Origin of the sequence: Streptomyces sp. CG4 (genome assembly GCF_041080655.1) — a bacterium.
Lineage (GTDB): Bacteria > Actinomycetota > Actinomycetes > Streptomycetales > Streptomycetaceae > Streptomyces.
This window is the reverse complement of the sequence record NZ_CP163525.1, coordinates 7,929,179-7,950,554: the sequence shown is the minus strand read 5'-3', so window position 1 is coordinate 7,950,554 and position 21,376 is coordinate 7,929,179. Positions and strand designations below refer to the sequence as shown.

The window sequence follows — 21,376 nt, the reverse complement described above, 5'->3', positions numbered from 1 at the left end:
TGGGTCCATATGAGGACGATCAACCACTGGCTCACCTCCCCCTGGCGCCGCTCCGGCATCGCCGCCCTCGCCGGTGCCCTCCCCGTGCTCGCGTTCCCCGCCCCCTCCCTGTGGTGGTTCGCCTACGTCGCCCTGATCCCCTGGATCCTGCTGGCCCGCTCGGCCCCGACCGGCCGGCGCGCGGCGTACGACGGCTGGACCGGCGGCTTCGGCTTCCTGGTGGCCGTGCACCACTGGCTGCTGCCCAGCCTGCACGTGTTCATCTTCCTGATCGCCGTCCTGCTGGGCGCGCTGTGGGCGCCCTGGGGCTGGCTGGTGCGCCGCTACCTCGGCGAGCGGCCGACACCGGGCCGGGGCGCCGCCGCGCTGCTGGTGCTGCCGTCGGCCTGGCTGATGGTGGAGCTGGTGCGGTCCTGGCAGGGGCTCGGCGGCCCGTGGGGCATGCTGGGCGCCAGCCAGTGGCAGGTCTCCCCCGCGCTGCGGCTGGCCTCGGTCGGCGGGGTGTGGCTGCTCAGCTTCCTGATCGTGGCCGTGAACGTGGCGGGGGCGGTACTGATCTCCGTGCGCGAGGCGCGCGTACCCGCCGTGGCCTCACTGGTCGCCACGGCCGCCGCGACCTCGGCCGCGTGGGCCTGGGCGCCGCGTCCGGAGGTGGAAGGGAGGGTGCGGATCGCCGTCGTACAGCCGGGGATCATGGACGGCGGCCTGAAGCGGTTCGACCGCGAGGAACAGCTGACCCGGCAGCTCGTCGGACACCACGTCGACCTGGTCGCGTGGGGCGAGTCCAGCGTCGGCTTCGATCTGGGCGACCGGCCCGATCTGACCCGGCGGATCGCCGCACTGTCCCGCGAGACCGGCGCCGATGTGCTGGTGAACGTGGACGCCCGCCGCTCGGACCGGCCCGGCATCTACAAGAGCTCGGTACTGGTCGGCCCGAACGGCCTCACCGACCACCGCTACGACAAGATGCGGCTCGTGCCCTTCGGCGAGTACATCCCCGCCCGCTCACTGCTCGGCTGGGCCACGTCGGTCGGCAAGGCGGCCGGCGAGGACCGCAGACGAGGCACCGAGCAGGTCGTGATGAACGTCGGACACGGGCTGCGGATCGGCCCGCTGATCTGCTTCGAGACCGCGTTCCCGGACATGAGCCGGCATCTGGCGGAGGACGGCGCCGATGTCCTGCTCGGCCAGTCCGCCACCTCCACCTTCCAGGACAGCTGGGCGCCCGGGCAGCATGCCTCGCTGGCCGCGCTGCGGGCCGCCGAGACCGGCCGCCCCATGGTGCACGCGACCCTCACCGGCGTCTCCGCCGTGTACGGGCCGGGCGGGCAGCGGCTCGGGCCGTGGCTCGGCACCGGCGCGAGCACCGTCCGCGTGTACGACGTACCGCTCGCGCACGGCCTCACGCCGTACGTCCACTACGGCGACTGGCCCGTGCACGGCGCGCTCCTGGTGCTGGCCGCGCTGTGCGCGGCCGAGGGCACGAAGGCGTTCAGGCTGCGGCGCAGCGGTCCTCAACCGCTCGTACCACCCGCTCGCACAGTTCATGAGTCGCCAGCGCGTCCCGGGCGCTGAGCACCTTCCCGGCGCGCACGGCGTCGAGGAAGACGAGGACCGCCTGCTCGATGCCGCGCTGCCGGGCCACCGGCACCCAGTCGCCGCGCCGGCGCACGGTCGGCTGGCCCTTGTGGTCGATCACCTCGGCGAGGTTGAGCACCTGACGCTTGGTGTCCTGCCCGGAGACCTCCAGGATCTCCTCCGTGGAGCCGCTGAGCCGGTTCATCACACCGAGCGCGGTGAAGCCGTCGCCGCCGAGCTGGAGCACCACGTGGTGCAGCAGTCCGTCCGCGACGCGGGCACGCACGGTGATGTCGTCGACCGGTCCCGGCACCAGGAACCGCAGGGTGTCGACGACGTGGATGAAGTCGTCCAGGATCATCGAGCGCGGCTGTTCGGGCAGCCCGACCCGGTTCTTCTGCATGAGGATCAGCTCGCGCGGGTGCTCCAGGCACTGCGCGTACCCGGGGGCGTAGCGGCGGTTGAAGCCGACGCAGAGGGAGACCCCGCGTTCCTCGGCGAGGTTCACCAGCCGTTCGGAGTCGGCGAGTTCGTAGGCGAGCGGCTTGTCCACGTACGTCGGTACGCCGGCCGCCAGCAGCCGGGTGACGATCTCGGGGTGGGCGGTGGTCGGCGCGTGCACGAAGGCCGCGTCGAGGCCCGCGGCGAGCAGGGAGTCGAGCGTGGTGTGCCGCCGGCCGGCCGGCAGATGCAGGGTGTCCGCGACCCGGTCGAGGGTGGCGGGCGTCCTGGTCTGGAGGTGGAGTTCGATCCCGGGCTGCATGCCCAGCACCGGCAGGTACGCCTTCCGCGCGATGTCCCCGAGTCCGATGCAGCCGACCTTCACGTGCTCTCCCCTACGCCGTTCCCGCGCTCGCTTCCTTGGCAGCATACGGGGGCCGCCAGTCGGCGATGCCGTCGAAACCTCGCAGGAAGAGGGCTGGTCCGGCCTTGGACAGGGCCGCGATCGTGAGGTCGCGTACGGCGACTGCGGCGGGGTTGCCGGTCATGTTCAGGCGGGCGGCCCTGACGGCCCGGCGGGCGATCGCCATGGTGCGCGGGAGACGGGCGGCGGTGTAGCCGGCCAGGTCGTCGCGATGGTGGGCGAGGACGACCGCGTCCTCGATGGCCTGGTTGCCGCCCTGGCCGAGGGTCGGCGGCATGGCGTGGGCGGCGTCCCCGAGCAGGGCGAAGCGGCCCACGTGGTGGGCGGGCAGGGGCCGGGCGATGTGGTGGACGGCGTGCCCGAGCACGTCCTCGGGGCGGGCGGCGGCGAGGACGGCCGGGACGGGATCGTGCCAGTCGCCGAACCGGCGCAGGAGTTCGGCCTTCTCGTCGTCCGGCGCCCGCTCGCCCGCCGGGGTCATGGCGGCGCCGAGGTGCCGGGCCTCGCTGAAGTGCGGGTGGGCCTGCGGGAGTTGCTGTCCGGAATGCTGGGCCGGTGAAGAACGACGACCGCCCGGATCGACGGCACCGGCGGCGACCGGGCGTCACCCTCGGCACCGCGAAAACATCCGTACGGGGCACGAGATCACCCGTGCGGGGGCGTCACCGTCGGCTCCCTGCTGCCAAGCCGGGGACCGACCCAGCAGAGTTGCGCGGGTGCATCGAACGACGACCACCGCAGCGCTCCTGGTCACCGTGGCCGTCTCGGCCCTCGCCGGCTGTGTGACGCTACAGCACCCGGCGGCCCCCAGGCCGTCCCCGGACCCGGCACCCGCGCTGCCGGCGGTCCCCCGCCCGGACGGCAGCGCGGAGCCCCGGGTGGTGCAGGCACCGGCCCGGGAGGCCCTGGAGATGACCGGCGCGTCCCGGCATCCGGAGCACCCGGCGCCGAGCGCGACACATCACTCGACCGAGGCACCCACGGTCACCCCACCCCACCGGCCACCGGCCGCCCCGCCCGCTCCCCCGCGCCCACACCCACACCCGCGCACCCACCCGGTGATCCCCTGGCAGCCGCACACCGACGCCCCGGCCCTGCCGAACCCGGTTCCGAAGGCTCCGGGCGTGTGCGCCCTGGGCAGGCAGTACGGCGGCTGGCAGGAGGGCAGCCCGGCGTCCAAGATCTGCGACCAGGCATACGGCCACTGACGAGCGCCGGTCGGGCAAGGCCCTGAAGGGGGGCGCGGCTGTGTCGATGTGCGGCTCCGCCGCGATGGGGGTCCCCGGGTGTGAGCGAAGCCGAGAACTCGGGCGAGCGGCGGGCCACGACGGAGCCGCGGACGAACGACGTCCCACCCGGTGCACTCTCAGGCGCCCTCACCCAGCCGCAGCTCCAGCCGGCCGATCGCAGCCCACACCCCATCGCCGTACCCATCGTCGGCCAGGACGTCCGCGGCCTCGCGCGCCCGGCGCAAATGGCTGCGGGCAGCCTCCTCCCGGCCCAGCTTCACATAGTCGGCGGCGAGATTGAGATGCAGAGAGGGATACAGCCCCCGCACGCTCAGCGGAGCGCCCCGCTCCTGCGCCGCGGACAACGCCCGGAGGTCCCAGGCGAGTTCGTCCTCCGGGTCGTCGTGGGTGTCCGCCAGGTAGTGGGCCAGGGTGCAGCGGTGCAGGGGGGCGCCGGCCTCGCCGATCTCCACCCACAGGTCGAGGAAGCGGCGGCGGGCCTCCTCGCGGTCGCCACCGTGGTGCAGCATCACGACCTGCCCGATCCGCGTCAGCATGGCGTCCGGTGCCGCGTGATCCTGTTGCTCCGCCACGGGTGCCCTCCGGGGGTTTGCGGGGTTGTCCGCTCCCGACGGTAATCCGCACCTCTGGGATTCCTGGTCAGGCTGCGCCGTTGCGTTGTCGGCCGGTGACTGACTGCGGGTCCGCTGCGGCTGCTCTCTCTACCCCCCGGCTCCACTGCCCCGGTCGCGCCCTCAGCCCAGGTTCGGGATGCGCCAGTCGATCGGCTCGTGCTTCTGCAGGGCGATCGCCTCGTTGATCTGGGTGAACGGGTGGGAACCGAAGAACTTCTTCGCGGAGAGGGGGGAGGGGTGCGCGCCCTTGACCACCACGTGGCGCTCCTCGTCGATGAGGGGCAGCTTCTTCTGGGCGTAGTTGCCCCAGAGGACGAAGACCGCCGGATCGGGCCGGGAGGCCACCGCGCGGATCACGGCGTCGGTGAACTTCTCCCAGCCCTTGCCCTTGTGCGAGTTGGCCTCGCCGGACCGGACGGTCAGCACCGCGTTCAGCAGCAGGACGCCCTGCTCGGCCCACGGCATCAGATAGCCGTTGTCCGGGACGGGCAGGCCCAGCTCCGCCTGCATCTCCTTGTAGATGTTCCGCAGGGAGGGCGGGGTCTTCACGCCGGGGCGGACCGAGAAGCACAGGCCGTGACCCTGGCCCTCGCCGTGGTACGGGTCCTGGCCGAGAACCAGGACCTTGACCTTGTCATAGGGCGTGGCCGCCAGCGCGGCGAAGACCTCTTCGCGCGGCGGGTACACGGGACCCTTCGCCCGCTCCTCCTCGACGAACTCCGTCAGCTCCTTGAAGTAGGGCTGCTGCAGCTCGTCGCCCAGAACCCCGCGCCAGGACTCGGGCAGCATGGCGATGTCGGTCACGTCAACGTCCTCACAGTGTGGATCAACTACGGCGTGCGATCACTCGCAGGCTTCAGAACCTACAGGCGACCGCTGACAACCGGTGCCACACGCCTGATTCACCAGCTGGTCTTGCGGTGCAGTGCCCACATCGTCATGATCGTCGACGGGTCCAGGGCCTGCTCGCCGCCGGAGATGTCCTCGCTGGCGGCGATGAACTGCCGGCCCTGCCACAGCGGGATCAGCCGGGCGTCGTTCACGATGATCTGCTGGGCCTGCTCCATGTCCTTGACCGTCTGGGCGCGATCGCTCTCCGCGCGCGAGTGGGGCAGCAGCGTGTCGGTGATCTCCTTGGAGGGGTACGGCGTACCGAGCGCGTTGTGCTCGCCGACGAACGGGGCGATGAAGTTGTCCGCGTCGGGGAAGTCCGGGAACCAGCCGCGGCCGAAGACCGGGTACTCGCCCTTCTGGTAGCCGACCACATAGGTCTTCCAGGGGCGGCTCTGGAGCGTGACGGTGAACAGGCCGGAGTCCTCCAGCTGCCGCTTCAGCTCCTGGAACATCAGCGCCGTCTCGGAGCCGTAGCGGTCGGTGGTGTACCAGAGGGTGAGCGGGACGCGCTGGTGGATGCCCGCGTCGGAGAGGATCTTGCCGGCCTTGGGCACGCTCGGGTCGCCGTAGTCGTCGAAGAAGCCGGTGGTGTGTCCGGTCAGGCCCTTGGGGACCATCGAGTACAGCGGGTCGACGGTGTCCTTGTAGACCTTGTGCGCGATGGCGCCCCGGTCGACGACCTGTGCCACGGCCTTGCGTACGGCGGGCTGCCTGGCCCAGGGGTCCTTGGGGTTGAACACCAGGTAGCTGATGTCGGTGCCGGTGCCGTCGACCAGCTGGAGGTTGCTGTTGCCGTGCTGCTGGAGGGTGACGATGTCGTCGGCGGCGAGGCCGCGGTAGGTGACGTCGATCTGCTTGTCGCGCAGCGCCTTGACCATGCCGGCCGAGTCCTGGAAGTAGCGGATGGTCACCGCGTCGTTCTGCCGCTTGGCGAAGCCCTGGTAGTTCCCGTTGCCGACGAGGACGGCCTGCCGGCCCTCGTCGTAGGACTTCAGCTCGTACGGTCCGGAGCCGTAGACCGTGTCGTCCTTGCGCAGGGAGTCGGCCGGGTAGTCGTTCGGGTCGACGATCGACATGGCGGGGGTGGCCAGCACGAAGGGGAAGGTGGCGTCGGACTGGTTGAGGTGGAAGACGACATCGTGGTCGCCGAGCGCCTGCACCCGGTCCAGGCTGCCGAGCAGACCGGCGGGTCCGCCCGGGGCGTCGATCTTGCGGATGCGGTCGACGGAGTACTTGACGGCCTGCGCGTTCAGCGGGTCGCCGTCGGCGAACTTCAGGCCCGAGCGCAGCGTGCAGCGGTAGGTGCGGCTGGCGGAGTCGGTGAAGGAGCAGCTCGCGGCGGCGTCGGGCTGGGGGGTGGTGGCGCCGTTGGGGTAGGCGAGCAGCGTCTGGAAGATGTTCCGGTACAGCTCCCAGGAGCCGTCCCAGGCACCGGCGGGGTCCAGCGTGCTGGGGGCGCTGGTGGTGCCCACGACGATCGGGCCCTTGCCGCCGCCGTTGCCGTCGGAGAGCAGACTGCAGCCGGTGGCCACCAGCGAGATGGACGCGATCGCCGCGATCCTCCGCAGGAATCGGTTCCGGTTGAACACGCGCACGCTCCTCGATCTGCCATACCAAGGGTCGGCAGACGATACCGCAGCGTTCGAGCGTCTGAACCTCTCTCCGAAACAGGACTTCTTGATCGATTTCGCATTGACGACGTTGTCAGTCCGCTGTGCGGAACCGATGGGGCGTTCCGGGCGCCGATCCGTCCGAAAATCGGCGCCCGGAAGGTGGCTCAGCCCACGCCGGCGTTCAGGAAGATCCCGCCGTCGACGACGAGCGTCTGGCCGGTGATCCAGTCGGACTGCGCGGAGGTGAGGAACGCGGCGGCCCCGCCGATGTCGGAGGGGACGCCGAGCCGGGCGAGCGGGTAGGCGGCGGCCGCCTCCTCCTCGCGGTTCTCGTACAGGGCCTGGGCGAACTTGGTCTTGACGACGGCCGGGGCGATCGCGTTGACCCGCACCTTCGGCGCGAACTCGTGCGCCAGCTGCTGGGTGAGGTTGATCATCGCGGCCTTGCTGACGCCGTAGGCGCCGATGAACGGCGAGGGCGCGAGGCCCGCGATCGAGGCGATGTTGACGATCGCGCCGCCGTTGTCCTTCTGCCAGGCGTGCCAGGTCTTCTGGGCGAAGCCGAGCGCGGAGATCACGTTGGTCTCGAAGACCTTGCGGGCGACGTTCAGGTCGAGGTCGGCGATCGGCCCGAACACCGGGTTGGTGCCCGCGTTGTTGATCAGGAAGTCGACGCGGCCGAAGGCCTGCATGGTGCGCTCGACGGCCTCGGCCTGGTGGTCCAGGTCGTGCGCCTTGCCGGCGACGCCGATGACCCGGGCCGAGCCGAGCCTCTCGACGGCCTCCTTCAGGGCGTCCTCGTTGCGGCCGGTGATGCACACGCGGTCACCGCGGGCGACGAGCGCCTCGGCGACGCCGTAGCCGATGCCGCGGCTGGCGCCCGTGACGAGGGCGACCTTGCCGGAAAGCTCGGGGAGTTCAGCGGAAGTCATGTACCTGTTCCTCAGTTGAGCGGTCCGCCGGCGACGTACAGGACCTGGCCGGAGACGAAACCGGCCGCCTCGCCGGTGAAGAAGGCGATGGCGTTGGCGATGTCCTCGGGCTCGCCGACGCGCTGCACCGGGATCTGGGTGGCGGCGGCCTTCTTGAAGTCGTCGAAGTCCATCTTGACGCGGTCGGCGGTGGCCTTGGTCATCTCGGTGGCGATGAAGCCGGGGGCGACGGCGTTGGCGGTGATGCCGAACTTGCCCAGCTCGATGGCGAGGGTCTTGGTGAAGCCCTGAAGGCCGGCCTTGGCGGCGGAGTAGTTGGCCTGGCCGCGGTTGCCGAGCGCCGAGGACGAGGAGAGGTTGACGATCCGGCCGAAGCCCGCGTCGACCATGTGCTTCTGGACGGCCTTGGTCATCAGGAACGAGCCGCGCAGATGGACGTTCAGGACGGTGTCCCAGTCGGAGGCACTCATCTTGAACAGCAGGTTGTCACGGAGCACGCCCGCGTTGTTGACCAGGATGGTCGGGGCGCCCAGCTCCTCGACGATCCGGGCGACGGCCGCCTCGACCTGTGCCTCGTCGGACACGTCGGCGCCGACCGCGATCGCCTTGCCGCCGGCGGCGGTGATCTTCTCGACGGTGTCCTTGCAGGCGGCCTCGTCCAGGTCGATCACGGCGACCGCGCGCCCCTCGGCGGCCAGTCGTACCGCGGTGGCGGCGCCGATGCCGCGCGCCGCGCCGGTGACGATCGCGACCCGCTGTTCAGTGGTGGACATTGCTGCTTCTCCTCGCCCTTGAGAGAACCTGTCTGGCTCTTGAGAGAGCCCGTCTGATGCGGTGAGCGACCGCTTAGTACCTTCAGCACACGTGACGCTAGAAGCCCTGGCACCCGGTGTCAACGGCACGCGGGGCGGGTGTGATCCATTACCTCACCAGGAGGTCCAGCAGACGCTCCGTTTCGGCCGCCGGGTCGGTGGTGAGTCCGGTGTGCGCGGGACCGGGCTGGACGACGGTGGAGCGGGGCGCGATCACCCAGCGGTAGCGGCGCCCGGCGTCGTCCCGGGCCGCCTGTCCGGCCTCCTCCCCGCCCGCGCAGTGCCGCTCGATCGCACCGAGCGCGGCCCGCACCCCGGCCACGTCGGCCTCCGGGTCGAGGGCGAGCAGCCGCGCCTCGTCGAGATGGGTGCGGGCGCCGACGTAGGCCTGGGCGCGGCAGTAGACGACGACGCCGGCGTTGATGCACTCGCCGCGCTCCACCCGCGGTACGACGCGCAGCAGCGCGTACTCGAACACGTCCCGGTCGCCGCCCTGACCCGCCCGGGTGATGTGGCGCTCGGTCACATGACCGGCCATATGGATGTGGGTCTCGCTCACTTGCCCTCCTCAAGGCCGGAGCCGATGCCGGTGATGCGCTCGGCGATGACGGCCGCCCGGGCCAGCAGGGGCCGCGCATAGGCCCGGCGCAGGTCGTCCGGGGTGTCGAAGCCGGGTTCGTCGGCCAGCCAGGCGTCGGGGATCTCCGCCGTGACCTCGGCGAGCAGGTCCTCGGTGACCCGGGGTGCCAGCTCGGCCGCGGCGGCGGTGACGTCCGGGGCGAAGCGGGCGAGGGCGTGGTCGGAGGCGTCGTAGGGGCGGGCGGCGGAGGCCTCGGCGGAGGGCCAGTTGTGGTGCCAGATCATCGTCGCGCCGTGGTCGATGAGCCACAGCTCGCCGCGGTGCACCAGGAGGTTGGGGTTGCGCCAGGAGCGGTCCACGTTGTTGATCAGGGCGTCGAACCAGACGATCCGGCCGGCCTCCTCGGAGCTCACCGGGAAGGCGAGCGGGTCGTAGCCGAGGGCGCCGGAGAGGAAGTCCATGCCGAGGTTGGTGCCGCCGCTGGACCGCAGCAGGTCCTGCACCTGCTGCTCGGGCTCGCCGAGTCCGAGGACCGGGTCCAGGTGGAGGGTGACCAGCCGGGGCATCCGGAAACCGAGGCGGCGGGCGAGTTCGCCGCACACCACCTCGGCGACCAGGGTCTTGCGGCCCTGTCCGGCGCCGGTGAACTTCATGACATAGGTCCCGAAGTCGTCGGCCTCGACGAGCCCCGGCAGCGAGCCCCCCTCACGCAGCGGCGTGATGTAACGGGTCGCGGTGACTTCCTTGAGCATCGCCCCAGGTTACTGGGGCACGGCCGGCGGCTCGGCGGGATGGGCCGACAGCGGTTCGACAGCTGTGGCTTACGTCCGTCTCATGCCCCGGCGGCCAGGATCTGGGTGCCCGTCTGAACGGGTCGCGCCCCGGCGCCGTACCCCTGGACGGATCACGACAAGCTCCGTGGAAGGGAATCCACATGACCAGCGCATCGTCCCAGCACGCTGCGGGACCGGCCCGCCGTACCGTCGTGGCGGCGGCCGGAGCGGCGGGGCTCGCCGCCGCGCTGACCGCCTGCGGTTCGAGCGACAACGCGTCCGGCACGGCCGGCACGGGGTCCGGTTCCTCCGGCACGACCGGCTCCACCGGGAGCACGGCGGGCACCGGGAGCAGCGGCAGCACCGGCTCCACGGGAGCGGCGCAGAACGGCGGCGGTTCCGCCGGCGGCGCCGCGCTCGCCAAGACCTCCGACATCCCCGAGGGCGGCGGCAAGATCTTCAAGGACCACGGTGTGGTCGTCACCCAGCCCACGGCGGGTACGTTCAAGGCGTTCTCGGCCAAGTGCACCCACCAGGGGTGCGCGGTGGGCAGTGTGACGGGCGGCGCGATCGTGTGCCCGTGTCACAACAGCCACTTCTCCGTCGCGGACGGCAGTGTGAAGCAGGGGCCCGCGACCCAGCCGCTGCCCGCCGAGAAGATCACGGTCTCCGGCGAGGACATCAAGCTGGCCTGAAGGACATCAAGCTGGCCTGAGCCGGATCAGCCGCGCCCGCGCGGCCGTTTGAGACAGCGGAGCACGTCGTCGGTGGTCGAGACCGTGGCGACCAGCGCGAGGGTGTGCCGGATCATCGCAGGGGTGTAATCGGCGGGCACCCCTGCGATGGCGTCGGCCGGGACTACGGCCGTATAGCCGAGGTTGACCGCGTCGAACACCGCGTTGGGTATCGCCACGTTGGCGGAGACGCCGGTGACGACCAGTGTGCGGCAGCCCAGGTTGCGCAGCAGGGCGTCGACGTCGGTGCCGTGGATCGGGGACAGCCCGTGTAGCCGGCGTACGACGAAGTCCTCCTCGGCGACCTCGATCGGGGGCGCGACTCGGACCGCGTGGGTGCCGGACAGCTGCAGCACCGGGAGCCGTTCCGCGGCCCGGAACAGCCTGGCGTTGCGGCTCGCGCCCCGGCCGTCCGGGCGGCGCTCGGCGATCGCGTGGATGACCTGGACGCCGGTCTCGTGCGCGGCGGCGACGAGCCGGGCGACATTGCGCAGCGCGCCGGAGGAGCGGGCCTCGCGGGCGAGTTCGGGCAGGGCGCTGTCCGGGCCGACGACCCCTTGCTGGCACTCGACGGTGAGCAGCACGGTGCTCACCGGGTCGAGGAGTTCGCTGAGCTGCTGGTGCGACGGCATGGCACGCCCCTTTGAAGACGACCTGACGGAAGACGACCTGTTGGAAGACGACTTGACGGAAGACGGCCCGGTGGACGACGACCCGACGAATGACGATCCCCTTGAAGACGAACCATTTCAAGTCGACCCGTTCTCTTTTCTGACGTGATGTCAGAGGATCACCGGGACACGATAGTTGTCTGCCACGACGTGGGAGAAGAGGGGGCCGCATGACCGTCACTCAGCAGCGCCGGGGCCGGAAGATCATGATGACGCCCGGCGAGCTGGACGAGTTCCTCACCAGTCAGCGCACCTGCCGGGTCGCGACCGTCTCGGCGGACGGCGCACCGCATGTCAGCGCGCTGTGGTTCGCCTGGGACGGCACCTCGCTGTGGCTGTACTCGGTGGTGCGCAGCAGGCGTTGGGCGCAACTGCGCCGCGATCCGCGGGTGGCCGTCGTGGTCGACTCGGGCGAGGACTACGACCAGTTGCGCGGGGTCGAACTGTCCGGCCGGGTGGAGTTCGTGGGCGAGGCGCCCCGGGTCGGGGAGCTGTGTGCCGAACTCGACACGGCCGAGACGCTGTTCGCGCGCAAGAACTTCGGCCTGGACGAGATGCCGCACGACGGCCGGCACGCCTGGACCCGGCTGACCCCGGAGAAGATCGTCTCCTGGGACTTCCGGAAGCTGGGCGGAGCCTAGGCTCGCTCAGCCGACCTGCCGCGCCGCGGTGCGCAGGGCCTCGACCGCCGCTCTGATCGAGGGGCGGCGGTCGGCGTCCGCCCGCCAGACCACATAGACGTGCCGGCGCACCCGCTGCCTGAGCGGGACGAGGACCACGCCGTCCGGGACCGGATGCCGGCCCAGCAGTGGCGCGATGCACACACCCAAACCGGAGGCGACCAGGCCGAGTTGGGTGTGGGTCTCGCCGGCGCGGTGGCCGACGATCGGCTCGACGCCCTTGGAGCGCAGCGTGAACATCAGCCACTCGTGGCAGAACTCGCCCTCGCCCCAGGTGATCCACTCGTCCTCGGCGAACTCGGTGAGGTCGACCTCGTCCCGGCCGGCGAGCGGGTGCCCGACCGGCATGGCGACATCGGCCGGATCGTCCAGCAGGGGTGCCTTGACCAGACCGTCGGGCACGGGCATCGGCTTGTTGTACCAGTCCAGCACCACCGCGAGATCCAGATCGCCGCGGACGACACCGGCGATGCCCCGCTCCGGCTCCAGCTCGCTGGAGCGGACGCGCAGCCCGGGGTGCTCGGCGCGCAGCGCGCCGAGCGCGGCCGGGAAGAGCCCGCGGGCGGCGGTCGGGAACGCCGACAGCCGCAGTTCACCGACGACCTGACCGCGGTGCGCCTCCAGATCGGACTCGGCGAGTTCGACCTGCGACAGGATGCGGGACGCGTGCTCCGACAGCAGACGCCCGGCGTCCGTGAGCCGCACCCCCCGGCCGTTCTTGGCGAGGAGCTGCTGGCCGATCTCGCGCTCCAGCTTGCCCAGCTGCTGGGAGACGGCGGAGGTGGTGACATGCAGCGCGTCCGCGGCCGCGCTGACCGAGCCGTGCCGGGCGAGGGCATCCAGGGTGCGCAGGCGCTCCAGGTTCAACATGTAAGTGATTCTAAGACGTACCCGGTGGAAAAACTCGATTGTGCTACGAGGTTGCCTCCAGCATGGTGGAAATCATGAGCAGCACGGTCACCGCACCCCGAACCCAGTCCCCCGCCCCCACCCGTCCCGGCGCCCGCCTCGACTGGCGGCTGCGCTTCGGCGCCCTGTCCCTGATCTGGGGCTTCAGCTTCCTGTTGATCAAGGTCGGCACGGAAGGATACGCGCCCTTCCAGGTCACCTTCGGGCGGCTCGTGTTCGGTACGGCGGTGCTGGCGGCGGCGATGGCGGTCAAGCGGGAGCGGCTGCCGCGCGGGGCCCGGCTGTGGGGCCATATGGCGGTCGCCGCGTTCCTGCTCAACGCCCTGCCGTTCTCCCTCTTCGCCTTCGCCGAGCTGACGATCCCGTCCACGCTGGCCGGCATCTGCAACGCGACGTCGCCCCTGTGGGGCATGGCTCTGTCCCTGGTCGCGCTGTCCGAGGACCGGCCTACCCGGGTTCGGGTCGCCGGGCTCGGGCTGGGCTTCCTGGGCGTGCTCACCGTGCTGGGGGCCTGGCAGGGGTTCCATGGGCTGGATGCCACGGGTACGGCGATGGCCCTGCTCGCCTCGCTGAGCTACCCGATCGGCTGGATCTACGTCCGGCGGACGCTCGCGGGCACGGGCAACTCCCATCTGTCGATGACGGGCGCGCAGCTGCTGCTGGCGACGCTCCAACTGGCCGTCGTCACCCCGCTGTTCGCCGGGTTCCCCACGCATGTCGATCTGGTGCCGCTGCTTGCGATCGCCGCGCTGGGGGCGCTCGGCACGGGGGTGGCCGTGCTGATCCAGTACGGGTTGGTCGCCGAGGTCGGGCCTACTACGGCGCAGATGGTCACCTATTTCATTCCGGTGATCGCAACGGCGGCCGGTGTCGCGATTCTCGGGGAATCGCTGGGGTGGAACACGCCGGTGGGGGCGGTGATCGTGCTGGCGGGGGCCGCGCTTACGCAGGTTCGGGGGCGTAGCGCCCACGCGTGGCGCTCACGCGGTTCGGCGGAGGGCGCCTCGCGCTCACGCGGTTCGGCGGGGAGCGCCTAGCGGGGAGGGGCGTGGGGTTCGTGTGCGGCTGACGGTTCGTTGTGGCTTGTCGCGCCGTTCCCGGCGCCCCTTGGGTGTGGCGCCCCTGTCGCGCAGTTCCCGCGCCTCCTCGTGGTGCCGCCCCTAGCCGTAGACGCGGGCCGGGGACGGGCGTACCGCTGTCGCCACCGCTTGTGCCAGTGGGGTGATGTCCTCCTGTGTGAGCGTTGAGATCGTGATGCGGATCGCCTGTCTGCTGTTCAGGCGGTAGCGGGCGCCCGGGGCGACCGCCCAGCCGGCTTGGAGGAGGCGGGCGACCGCGCCGGTCTCGTCGGGGACCGGGACCCATACGTTCATGCCGCTGCGGCCGTGGGCGGCGACTCCCCGGTCCGCCAGTGCGTCGACCAGCGCGTCCCGGCGGACGGCGTACGCCCGTGCCACCGCCACCCGGTCCACCGCGCCCTGGGTCCAGAGCCGGACCACGGCTCGCTGCAGCAGCAGGCTCACCCAGCCGGGGCCCAGGCTCTGGCGGCCGCGTACCCGGTCGACCGTGACCGGGTCGCCGGCTACGACGGCCACGCGCAGGTCGGGGCCGTAGGCCTTGGAGGCGGAGCGGACGACGGCCCAGTGGTGGGTGACGCCCGCCAGGGGGTGCAGCGGGAGGTCGACGATGCCGTGGCCGTGGTCGTCCTCGATCAGCAGGGTCCCCGGGTGGTCGCGCAGGACCGCGCGCAGGGCACGCGCGCGTGCGACGGTCACGCTGGCGCCGGTCGGGTTCTGTGCACGGTCGGTGACGATCAGGGCGCGGGCCCCGGACTCCAGGGCGCGGCGCAGGTCGTCGGCGCGTGGACCGTCGTCGTCCAGGCCCACCGGGAGCGTGCGCAGCCCCAGCGCGGGGACCAGGTCGAGGAGGCTGCCCCAGCCGGGGTCCTCGACGGCGACCGCGTCGCCCGGCCTGAGATGGGCGGACAGGACGCGCTCGATGGCGTCGAGGGAGCCCGAGGTCACGGTCAGCGGGCCCGCGGGGACGCCGTCGGCGTCGAGTTCGGCGCGGGCGAGGCGGGCGAGGTCCGCGTCCACGGGGTCGTCGCCGTAGCGGACGGGCCGCCGGTCGCCCTCCTCCGCCGCCGCGGTGAGGGCCGGGGCGAGCCGGGGCAGCAGAGCCGGGTCCGGGTTGCCGGAGGCCAGGTCGCGGCCCCCTGCGGGGACCTCCAGGCGCAGTTCCTCGCGGCCGGTGGTGGCCGGCTTGGGCCGGATCCGGCTGCCCCGGCGGCCCGCGGTCTCGATCACCCCGCGCTCGCGCAGGGTGCGGTACGCGGCCGCGACGGTGTTGGGGTTCACGCCCAGCCGGGTGGCCAACTCCCGCATGGGAGGCAGGGATTGGCCCGGTGCCAGCGCACCGGCCCCGACCGCGCGCTCCACGCTGGCCGCAATCTCTGCCGCGCCACGCCCTTCGATGGGATACTCTCCTAGCACAAAGAGCATTATGCACTAGTGCAATACAGATTACCATCGCCGGCATCACCCCAGATCGCCATTGCTCGTCACGGAGGACCGCCATGCAGGGGACGACCGAGGAAGCCCAGGCCGCCGCCTACGCCCCGACCGACCGCACCGTGCCCACGCGCGCCGCGGACCGGGCGTCGTACGACAAGGAACAGGTGCACGCGATACTCGACGAGGGGTACGTCTGCCACCTCGGCTTCGTCCGCGACGGAGCCCCTGTCGTGTTGCCGACGCTGTACGGCCGGGTCGGCGAGCGGCTCTATGTGCACGGGTCCACGGGTTCCCGTCCGCTGCGGATGACCGGTGCGGCCGATCCGGGCCTGCCGGTGTGTCTGACGGTCACTCACGTGGACGGGCTGGTGCTGGCCCGTTCCGCCTTCCACCACTCCATCAACTACCGCTCCGTGGTGGTGCACGGCATCGCGCACCAGGTCACCGACCCGGAGGAGAAGCGGGCGGCGCTGGACGCGCTGGTGGACCACGTCATGCCGGGCCGGGCCGCCGACTCCCGGCCCGCGGACAAGAAGGAGCTGGCCGCCACCGCGGTGATCCGCCTGGACCTGGACCAGGTCTCGGCCAAGCTCCGCACCGGCGGCGCGAACGACGACCCGGCGGACCTCGCGCTGCCGCACTGGGCCGGCGTCGTCCCGCTCCGGCGCGGCTACGACGCCCCGGTCCCCAACGCCGACCTGGCGCCCGGCATCGAGCTGCCGGACTACCTGACGTCTCTCTAGGACCGGGACTGTCCGAAGGGGGGTGCCCCGGGGCGGTGCCGTGGTGTCGTGACCGCCGCCCCGGGGCACGGCGGTCACGCCGGGAGCGACTCCCGGCCGCCCGCCCCGCGGGCCTCGCTCGCGGCGAGGCCCGCGACCGCGCCGAGCAGGAGCAGGGTGCCGCCCGCGGTGGTCGCCGTCAGCCGCTCCCCGAGCAGGACGACGGCGAGCACGGCCGCGGTCACCGGCTCCAGGAGCATGATCACGGAGACGGTGGCAGACCGTACGACGGCCGCTCCGGCGAAGTACAGGGCGTACGCGAGCGCCGTGGGCACGGCGGCGATGTAGAGCACGAGCCACAGCAGCCGCGCCGGATGGGCGGTGTGCGGGAGCAGACCCTCGTGCAGTGCGCACGGCAGCAGGCACAGGGCGCTCACCGCGAACGCCCCGGCGGTGGTGTCGGAGGCGTCGGCGCAGCCGGCCCTCCCCCACCAGCGGGTCAGCAGGGTCATGGCGCCGTAGCCCGCGGCCGAGACGAGCGCCAGCAGCATACCCGCCGGGCGTACGGTCGCGGCCGAGCCGCCGAAGGTCAGCACGGCCAGCCCGGCGAGCGCCCCGGCGACGGCCAGCACCCCGCCGGCGCCGAGCCGTTCGCCGAGCAGCAGCCGGGCGCCGAGCGCGATGAGCACGGGCCCGGCGCCGAGGGTGACGACGGTGGCCACGGCCAGCCCTGTGGACTCCACGGCGGCGAAGTAGGCGGTCTGGAACACCGCGAGACCGAGGCCGGTGGCGAGGACCCGGCCGGCCCTGCGGGCCAGGGGTGCGGTGGCGGCCGGACGGACACGAGGGCGCAGCCCGCGTCCGGCGAGCAGCAGGAGCAGGCCCAGCGCGCAGCGCCAGAAGGACAGCCCGAAGGCGCCCATGTCACTGGCTCGGTAGACCAGGGAGGCGGCGGCCCCGGCGGTGCCCCAGGCGGCACCCGTGATGATCAGATAGAGCAGGCCGCGCCCGACGGGCAGGCCAGAAGCAGGGTTCGACGTCGACAAGGGAATCTCTCCGCAGAAACGCACGCATCGGTGCGGAAGTTCGAGAGCGGCCCGCTGCTGCGGGGCGCGTGGACTTCATCTGCGGGCAGCACCGTCCGGCCCGGCGCGACGGCGCCGGGCGGGTGTCCCGGAGGCCCGCCTCAGGCGGCCGGGGGCGGAAGGACGAGCGTGGACGGCATGACCAGCACCTTAGGCGGACGTACGACGCTCGGACAACTCCCGTTCCGGCCCGCCCGCGGCCACCGGCTCGGCGGAGCCCTTGGCGGGGGTCGAGGACTGGGCGATGAACGCGCCGAACAGGACGACGGCCCCGCCGACGATCTGCGGCGCGGACAGGTGCTCGCCGAGCAGCACCCAGGCCAGCACGGTCGCGATGACCGCCTCCAGGCAGGCGACGACACCCGCGACCTGCGGGGACAACCGGCGTACGGACAGCACCCCGGTGACGTACGCGACGACGGTGGCGATCAGCACGATCCAGCCGAGCAGGACGGCGGCCGGTACGGCGGTGCCGTTCATGTCCGCGGAACCGGTGAGCACCGACCAGCGCATGGTCCAGGGGCGGGCGACGGCCGTCAGCACGAGGGCGCCGACGAGCAGGCCGTAGGCGATGACGCCGAGCGGGTCCGGTGCCTCCTCGCCCGCGTCACCGCCGTGATCGGCCAGGACGAAGTAGCCGACCTGGCAGCAGGCGGCAGCGAGGGCGAACAGCAGGCCGAGGGCGTCGAAGCTCAGCCCCGACCAGACCTCCACCACACAGGCGAGGCCGCCGGCCGCGAGGACCACGCCGAGCGCGGCGGCCCGCATCACGGGCCGCCGCTGCACGAACCGCACCCAGCCCAGCACCAGCGCGGGAGCCAGGTACTCGATGAGCAGGGCCACGCCCACCGGGATCCGGGAGAGCGCGGCGAAGTAGCAGGCCTGGACACCGGCGACGCCGAGCAGTCCGAACCCGGCGAGCAGCGCGGGCCGGCGGCGCGGCAGCGCGCGGTGCCGCACGGCGAGCGGCAGCATGACCAGGGCCGCACCGGCCACCCGCAGCCAGACCACGTGGAGCGGGTCGAGGCCTGCCTCGATGAGCGGCTTGGCGGCCACTCCGGACCCGCCGAAGGCGAGTGCCGAGGCGAGCGCGAGACCGAGCCCGACGCCCTTGCCGCGGCTGCCCTGACTGCTCTCTGACGTCTGCACCGGCACATGATGACAGGCGGCGACATGAGCGTCATCCCCTATGACACCTGTCTCAGGAGCTGGACGTGCGGGGCTACGTGCGGGCCATGTTCGGGGCTATGTACGGGGCTCTCTGTGGGGCCGTCAGCGGGCCGGCTCGCCGTCGCCGGCGCACTCCTCGGCGCCGGCCGCGAGCCGGGTGTTCAGGTCGCGGATGCCGGCCCGTTCGAGCACCTCGACGGCCCGGGACCCCGGGTCCGCGCTGAGCGCGGCGAGCAGGTCGACGCCGGAGACGCGGGGTTCGCCGCGCAGCCGGGCGCGCTCGCGGGCGCCGGCCAGAGCGTCGGCTGCGGCGGGCGACCAGCCTGCGGTGTCCCTGGGCTCCCGTGCGCCGGGAACGGCCGCCTCGGCACGGACGGCTGCCGTGGCGGGGACGACCGCGAGCGTGCCGGAGTCCTCCACGCTGCCCTGCCAGCGCAGTCCGTAGCCGATGCTGCGCTGCACCAGGTAACCGAGGAGCCGGGCGAGCTGCGGCGGGCCGCCGACGGCGGCGCGGACCTCGGGGTCGTGTTCCAGGAGGGAGTGCAGCAGATGGGCCGTGTCGATCTGCCGGTCCCCGTCCCGCACGGCCCTCCGGCGGGCACCGGCGACCACCGCCGTCAGCTCTGCGCCGAGCGCGGCATCGTCGTCCAGGTGTGCGGCCGCCTGGTCGTGGGCGGTCCGGTGGGCAGTACGGGGTTGCACAACCGCTACCCCATCAGCCGCAACGGGCCGAGTCATCCACGAGTGGAACCATCTTCGCGTCCCACGCAGAGTGGACATCGACGCGCTGCATCTCATCCTTACGGAGGAGATCTGACCGACGGGCGAGATTCGGCCGGTCCGGCCCAGGGGGCGCGCGTCGCGACGAGGGCGCCTTCCCGCGCGCACGGGATCGGTTCGACGCGGCGGCGATACGCCGGGTGGGCCGACCGGGGTGGCGGGCCGGCCAGGGTGGGCCGACCGGGGTGGGGGTCCGTGCCCGCCGACCCGCATCTCTGACGGTTCATCAGTATTGAATGTTCGCGCCCCTGCGGCTACGTTCCGCGACACCGTAGCCCGCTACGCCCGATTCCGAAGGGGTGGTCGTATGGCCGAAGTCAGCGCGGAGGCACGCATCCAGGCACCGGCCGAGAAGGTGTGGGCCCAGCTCACCGACTGGTCGTCGTACGGGGAGTGGAACGCCACCCACACGAGCTTTCCCAAGGGCGGCCCGGAGACCCTGGCCGTGGGCGGCATGTTCCAGGAGAACATGAAGCTGATGGGTTTCCCGGCCGAGGTCGACTGGACCATCGAGGAACTTGAGCCGGCGCGGGTGTTCGCGATCCGCGGCAAGGGCCCGATGGCGGTGACGGTCGCCACCCGCTACACCCTCACCCCCGACGGCGACGCCACGTCCGTACGCGTCGACGGCGAGTTCACCGGCGCCGCGGTGTCGCTGATGGCGGGCAAGCTGAAGGACTCGGCGACGGCGGCCCTGAACGAGTCACTGCGCAAGCTGGCCGGACTGGTGGTCTGAGCCGGGTCGGACCGGGCATTTCGAAGGCGCACTCGGCGGACCCCGGGCACGCGAAGGCGCCCCGCACGGATCACCGCGCGGGGCGCCTCACCCCACCCGCGAACTCAGTGTTCGTCGGCGAGGATCAGGTACAGCTTCTTGCGGGCCTCGTTGATGACGGCCAGCGCCTTATCGCGCTGTTCCTTGCTGCCCGTCTTCCAGACCTGCCCGAAGGCCTCCATCAGACCGAAGCCGGCCTGGCGGATCTCGCCGAGGGCCTCCCAGTCGACCCCGCGTGAGGCCTCCTCCCAAGGCGCGTCCGGCCCCTCGTCGGCGGCGGAGCGCCCGTCCTCGGTGAGGGCGAACAGCTTCTTGCCGCCCTCGCTCTCACTGGCGATCAGGCCCTCGTCCTCCAGCAGCTGAAGCGTGGGATAGACCGAGCCGGGGCTGGGCTTCCATGCGCCGCCGCTGCGTTCGGCGATCTCCTGGATCATTTCGTAGCCGTGCATGGGGCGGTCCTTGAGCAGGGCCAGGATCGAGGCCCGCACATCACCGCGCCGCGCCCGCCCCCTCGGGCCACCGCGGCCCCTGGGCCCCCAGGGGCCGGGGCCGAATCCCGGGCCGCCAGGGCCGAACCCGGGTCCACCCGGGCCGAAGGGCCCGAAGGCGGCCCGCCGCCCGTCGAATCCACCCATGCCGCGCGGGCCGGGGCCCTCGTGCCGATGTCCACGCTCGAATCCGTGGGTACGCATCGCGATCACTCCATTCCATCGCTGATCTGTCACGTCTGCATCGCGTATCGTTCGCGATGCCTCAACGATATATCGGAACCGATCGCATGACAACACCCTTCTGGAGCGGCTACCGAGGAAGCCGAGGGTGCCCCAGACGGTGGCGGACTCTTACCCAAAGCGCACCGTAACGGTCGCGTAACGCCGCTACGCTCTTGACATGGGCATTCTGATACCTGGGCCCGCGGAGACACTCATCGGCATGGTGAGCTTCGCTGTGGTCTTCGTGTGCATGACCAAGGTTCTCCTTCCGCGCATCAACAAGGTCCTCGACGAACGGAAGGACGCCATCGAGGGCCAGGCGGAACGCGCCGAACAGCTGGCGACGGAAGCCCGTGAAGTCCTCGCCGAATATCGCGAGGAACTGGCCGAGGCCCGACACGAGGTGGCCCGCCTGCGGCAGGAGGCTTTGGAGCAGGGCACGCAACTGATCGCCGAGATCCGCGCCGAGGGCCTCCGGGAACGCGACGCGATGATTGCGGAAGCTCAGGCACGGCTCGCGGCCGATCGGCTCATTGCGGAAACGGAACTACGGGGAGACGTCGTGTCGTTGGCCACGGAGCTGGCCGGTCGGGTGGTCGGCGAGCCCCTCGATGTCGCCGACAGCGGGATCGTGGACCGCTTCTTCTCAGACCTCGACGCGCGGAGCGCGGCAGGTTTGCAGTAGAGCCCGTTTCCCCACCTCACCTCACGGA

Annotated in this window: 24 protein-coding genes and 1 pseudogene; 9 read left to right on the top strand and 16 right to left on the bottom strand. The window is 71.9% G+C overall.

What is annotated here, in order from left to right; all coding sequences use genetic code 11:
* Positions 1-9: 9 nt before the first annotated feature.
* Positions 10-1,575, top strand: a complete 1,566-nt coding sequence (gene lnt / locus AB5L52_RS36380) for an apolipoprotein N-acyltransferase (RefSeq protein WP_369367735.1) — start codon at positions 10-12, stop codon at positions 1,573-1,575.
* Here the strand turns inward: lnt and AB5L52_RS36375 are convergent.
* Positions 1,493-2,404 (bottom strand): Gfo/Idh/MocA family protein, encoded by a 912-nt coding sequence (locus AB5L52_RS36375; protein WP_369367733.1) that lies wholly within the window; start codon positions 2,402-2,404, stop codon positions 1,493-1,495. The genes lnt and AB5L52_RS36375 overlap by 83 nt on opposite strands.
* Before the next feature lie 10 nt (positions 2,405-2,414).
* A pseudogene (locus tag AB5L52_RS36370) lies at positions 2,415-2,930 on the bottom strand (FAD-dependent monooxygenase); the annotation flags it as partial.
* A 229-nt stretch (positions 2,931-3,159) separates the two neighbouring features.
* Here AB5L52_RS36370 and AB5L52_RS36365 point away from each other — a divergent pair.
* Positions 3,160-3,651: a hypothetical protein gene (locus AB5L52_RS36365; RefSeq protein ID WP_369367732.1), complete on the top strand. Its 492-nt coding sequence runs from the start codon at positions 3,160-3,162 to the stop codon at positions 3,649-3,651.
* Positions 3,652-3,809: 158 nt separating this feature from the next.
* Here the strand turns inward: AB5L52_RS36365 and AB5L52_RS36360 are convergent, their stop codons facing one another.
* From AB5L52_RS36360 to AB5L52_RS36330, 7 genes are all read right to left on the bottom strand, one after another.
* Positions 3,810-4,265 carry a hypothetical protein gene (locus AB5L52_RS36360; protein WP_351019644.1) on the bottom strand — a complete coding sequence of 152 codons (456 nt, stop codon included), beginning with the start codon at positions 4,263-4,265 and terminating at the stop codon, positions 3,810-3,812.
* A gap of 162 nt (positions 4,266-4,427) precedes the next feature.
* Entirely contained in the window at positions 4,428-5,111 is a 684-nt protein-coding gene (ung, locus tag AB5L52_RS36355) for a uracil-DNA glycosylase (RefSeq protein ID WP_351571804.1), read from the bottom strand.
* Positions 5,112-5,209: 98 nt separating this feature from the next.
* Complete coding sequence (locus AB5L52_RS36350; protein ID WP_351019639.1) at positions 5,210-6,790, bottom strand: ABC transporter substrate-binding protein; 1,581 nt, start codon at positions 6,788-6,790, stop codon at positions 5,210-5,212.
* Positions 6,791-6,978: 188 nt separating this feature from the next.
* Complete coding sequence (locus AB5L52_RS36345; RefSeq protein WP_351019636.1) at positions 6,979-7,746, bottom strand: SDR family oxidoreductase; 768 nt, start codon at positions 7,744-7,746, stop codon at positions 6,979-6,981.
* Positions 7,747-7,757: 11 nt separating this feature from the next.
* Positions 7,758-8,519 carry a 3-oxoacyl-ACP reductase FabG gene (gene fabG / locus AB5L52_RS36340; protein WP_351019635.1) on the bottom strand — a complete coding sequence of 254 codons (762 nt, stop codon included), beginning with the start codon at positions 8,517-8,519 and terminating at the stop codon, positions 7,758-7,760.
* Positions 8,520-8,667: 148 nt separating this feature from the next.
* On the bottom strand, positions 8,668-9,117 hold the full coding sequence (locus AB5L52_RS36335; protein WP_351019632.1) for a DUF3037 domain-containing protein: 450 nt from the start codon (positions 9,115-9,117) through the stop codon (positions 8,668-8,670).
* Positions 9,114-9,890, bottom strand: coding sequence for a HipA family kinase (locus AB5L52_RS36330; protein ID WP_351571814.1), 777 nt, complete (start codon positions 9,888-9,890; stop codon positions 9,114-9,116). The genes AB5L52_RS36335 and AB5L52_RS36330 overlap by 4 nt, the downstream gene beginning before the upstream one ends.
* Before the next feature lie 182 nt (positions 9,891-10,072).
* On the opposite strand from AB5L52_RS36330, the gene AB5L52_RS36325 reads away from it, so the two are divergent.
* On the top strand, positions 10,073-10,606 hold the full coding sequence (locus AB5L52_RS36325) for a Rieske (2Fe-2S) protein (RefSeq protein WP_369367731.1): 534 nt from the start codon (positions 10,073-10,075) through the stop codon (positions 10,604-10,606).
* A 26-nt stretch (positions 10,607-10,632) separates the two neighbouring features.
* On the opposite strand, the gene AB5L52_RS36320 is transcribed toward AB5L52_RS36325, so the two are convergent.
* Positions 10,633-11,277, bottom strand: a complete 645-nt coding sequence (locus AB5L52_RS36320) for a cysteine hydrolase (RefSeq protein WP_351571819.1) — start codon at positions 11,275-11,277, stop codon at positions 10,633-10,635.
* Between AB5L52_RS36320 and AB5L52_RS36315 the strand changes: the two genes are divergently transcribed.
* Complete coding sequence (locus tag AB5L52_RS36315; protein ID WP_369367730.1) at positions 11,276-11,425, top strand: hypothetical protein; 150 nt, start codon at positions 11,276-11,278, stop codon at positions 11,423-11,425. The two genes, AB5L52_RS36320 and AB5L52_RS36315, sit on opposite strands and share 2 nt — an antisense overlap.
* A gap of 61 nt (positions 11,426-11,486) precedes the next feature.
* Entirely contained in the window at positions 11,487-11,957 is a 471-nt protein-coding gene (locus AB5L52_RS36310; RefSeq protein ID WP_351019618.1) for a pyridoxamine 5'-phosphate oxidase family protein, read from the top strand.
* Between the two features lie 6 nt (positions 11,958-11,963).
* Here the strand turns inward: AB5L52_RS36310 and AB5L52_RS36305 are convergent, their stop codons facing one another.
* Positions 11,964-12,866 carry a LysR family transcriptional regulator gene (locus AB5L52_RS36305; RefSeq protein ID WP_351019615.1) on the bottom strand — a complete coding sequence of 301 codons (903 nt, stop codon included), beginning with the start codon at positions 12,864-12,866 and terminating at the stop codon, positions 11,964-11,966.
* Positions 12,867-12,904: 38 nt separating this feature from the next.
* Here AB5L52_RS36305 and AB5L52_RS36300 point away from each other — a divergent pair, with 38 nt between their 5' ends.
* On the top strand, positions 12,905-13,942 hold the full coding sequence (locus tag AB5L52_RS36300) for a DMT family transporter (protein ID WP_369367729.1): 1,038 nt from the start codon (positions 12,905-12,907) through the stop codon (positions 13,940-13,942).
* Positions 13,943-14,065: 123 nt separating this feature from the next.
* Here the strand turns inward: AB5L52_RS36300 and AB5L52_RS36295 are convergent, their stop codons facing one another.
* A complete protein-coding gene (locus tag AB5L52_RS36295; RefSeq protein WP_369367727.1) occupies positions 14,066-15,397 on the bottom strand; it encodes an aminotransferase class I/II-fold pyridoxal phosphate-dependent enzyme in 1,332 nt (443 codons plus the stop codon).
* A gap of 83 nt (positions 15,398-15,480) precedes the next feature.
* On the opposite strand from AB5L52_RS36295, the gene AB5L52_RS36290 reads away from it, so the two are divergent.
* On the top strand, positions 15,481-16,161 hold the full coding sequence (locus tag AB5L52_RS36290; protein ID WP_369367726.1) for a pyridoxamine 5'-phosphate oxidase family protein: 681 nt from the start codon (positions 15,481-15,483) through the stop codon (positions 16,159-16,161).
* 74 nt (positions 16,162-16,235) lie between these two features.
* Here AB5L52_RS36290 and AB5L52_RS36285 read toward each other — a convergent pair whose 3' ends face one another.
* The 3 genes from AB5L52_RS36285 to AB5L52_RS36275 all read right to left on the bottom strand — a co-directional run bounded on the left by AB5L52_RS36285 (position 16,236) and on the right by AB5L52_RS36275 (position 19,097).
* Positions 16,236-17,186 (bottom strand): DMT family transporter, encoded by a 951-nt coding sequence (locus AB5L52_RS36285; protein WP_369367725.1) that lies wholly within the window; start codon positions 17,184-17,186, stop codon positions 16,236-16,238.
* A 189-nt stretch (positions 17,187-17,375) separates the two neighbouring features.
* Positions 17,376-18,380, bottom strand: a complete 1,005-nt coding sequence (locus tag AB5L52_RS36280) for a DMT family transporter (RefSeq protein WP_369367723.1) — start codon at positions 18,378-18,380, stop codon at positions 17,376-17,378.
* 117 nt (positions 18,381-18,497) lie between these two features.
* Positions 18,498-19,097 carry a Clp protease N-terminal domain-containing protein gene (locus AB5L52_RS36275; protein WP_369367721.1) on the bottom strand — a complete coding sequence of 200 codons (600 nt, stop codon included), beginning with the start codon at positions 19,095-19,097 and terminating at the stop codon, positions 18,498-18,500.
* Positions 19,098-19,482: 385 nt separating this feature from the next.
* On the opposite strand from AB5L52_RS36275, the gene AB5L52_RS36270 reads away from it, so the two are divergent.
* A complete protein-coding gene (locus AB5L52_RS36270; protein WP_351019596.1) occupies positions 19,483-19,911 on the top strand; it encodes an SRPBCC family protein in 429 nt (142 codons plus the stop codon).
* A gap of 104 nt (positions 19,912-20,015) precedes the next feature.
* On the opposite strand, the gene AB5L52_RS36265 is transcribed toward AB5L52_RS36270, so the two are convergent.
* The gene (locus AB5L52_RS36265) at positions 20,016-20,642 is read right to left on the bottom strand and encodes a PadR family transcriptional regulator (protein ID WP_369367718.1); all 627 of its coding nucleotides are present in this window, start codon (positions 20,640-20,642) and stop codon (positions 20,016-20,018) included.
* A gap of 199 nt (positions 20,643-20,841) precedes the next feature.
* On the opposite strand from AB5L52_RS36265, the gene atpF reads away from it, so the two are divergent.
* On the top strand, positions 20,842-21,348 hold the full coding sequence (gene atpF, locus AB5L52_RS36260) for a F0F1 ATP synthase subunit B (protein WP_369367717.1): 507 nt from the start codon (positions 20,842-20,844) through the stop codon (positions 21,346-21,348).
* Positions 21,349-21,376 lie beyond the last annotated feature (28 nt).

Bases quoted from the DNA above. Each gene is read 5' to 3' on its own strand.
- lnt (WP_369367735.1), top strand. From the start codon at position 10: ATGAGGACGATCAACCACTGGCTCACCTCCCCCTGGCGCCGCTCCGGC.
- AB5L52_RS36345 (WP_351019636.1), bottom strand. From the start codon at position 7,746: ATGACTTCCGCTGAACTCCCCGAGCTTTCCGGCAAGGTCGCCCTCGTC.
- fabG (WP_351019635.1), bottom strand. From the start codon at position 8,519: ATGTCCACCACTGAACAGCGGGTCGCGATCGTCACCGGCGCGGCGCGC.
- AB5L52_RS36330 (WP_351571814.1), bottom strand. From the start codon at position 9,890: ATGCTCAAGGAAGTCACCGCGACCCGTTACATCACGCCGCTGCGTGAG.
- AB5L52_RS36325 (WP_369367731.1), top strand. From the start codon at position 10,073: ATGACCAGCGCATCGTCCCAGCACGCTGCGGGACCGGCCCGCCGTACC.
- AB5L52_RS36315 (WP_369367730.1), top strand. From the start codon at position 11,276: ATGGCACGCCCCTTTGAAGACGACCTGACGGAAGACGACCTGTTGGAA.
- AB5L52_RS36320 (WP_351571819.1), bottom strand. From the start codon at position 11,277: ATGCCGTCGCACCAGCAGCTCAGCGAACTCCTCGACCCGGTGAGCACC.
- AB5L52_RS36310 (WP_351019618.1), top strand. From the start codon at position 11,487: ATGACCGTCACTCAGCAGCGCCGGGGCCGGAAGATCATGATGACGCCC.
- AB5L52_RS36305 (WP_351019615.1), bottom strand. From the start codon at position 12,866: ATGTTGAACCTGGAGCGCCTGCGCACCCTGGATGCCCTCGCCCGGCAC.
- AB5L52_RS36290 (WP_369367726.1), top strand. From the start codon at position 15,481: ATGCAGGGGACGACCGAGGAAGCCCAGGCCGCCGCCTACGCCCCGACC.
- AB5L52_RS36270 (WP_351019596.1), top strand. From the start codon at position 19,483: ATGGCCGAAGTCAGCGCGGAGGCACGCATCCAGGCACCGGCCGAGAAG.
- AB5L52_RS36265 (WP_369367718.1), bottom strand. From the start codon at position 20,642: ATGCGTACCCACGGATTCGAGCGTGGACATCGGCACGAGGGCCCCGGC.
- atpF (WP_369367717.1), top strand. From the start codon at position 20,842: ATGGGCATTCTGATACCTGGGCCCGCGGAGACACTCATCGGCATGGTG.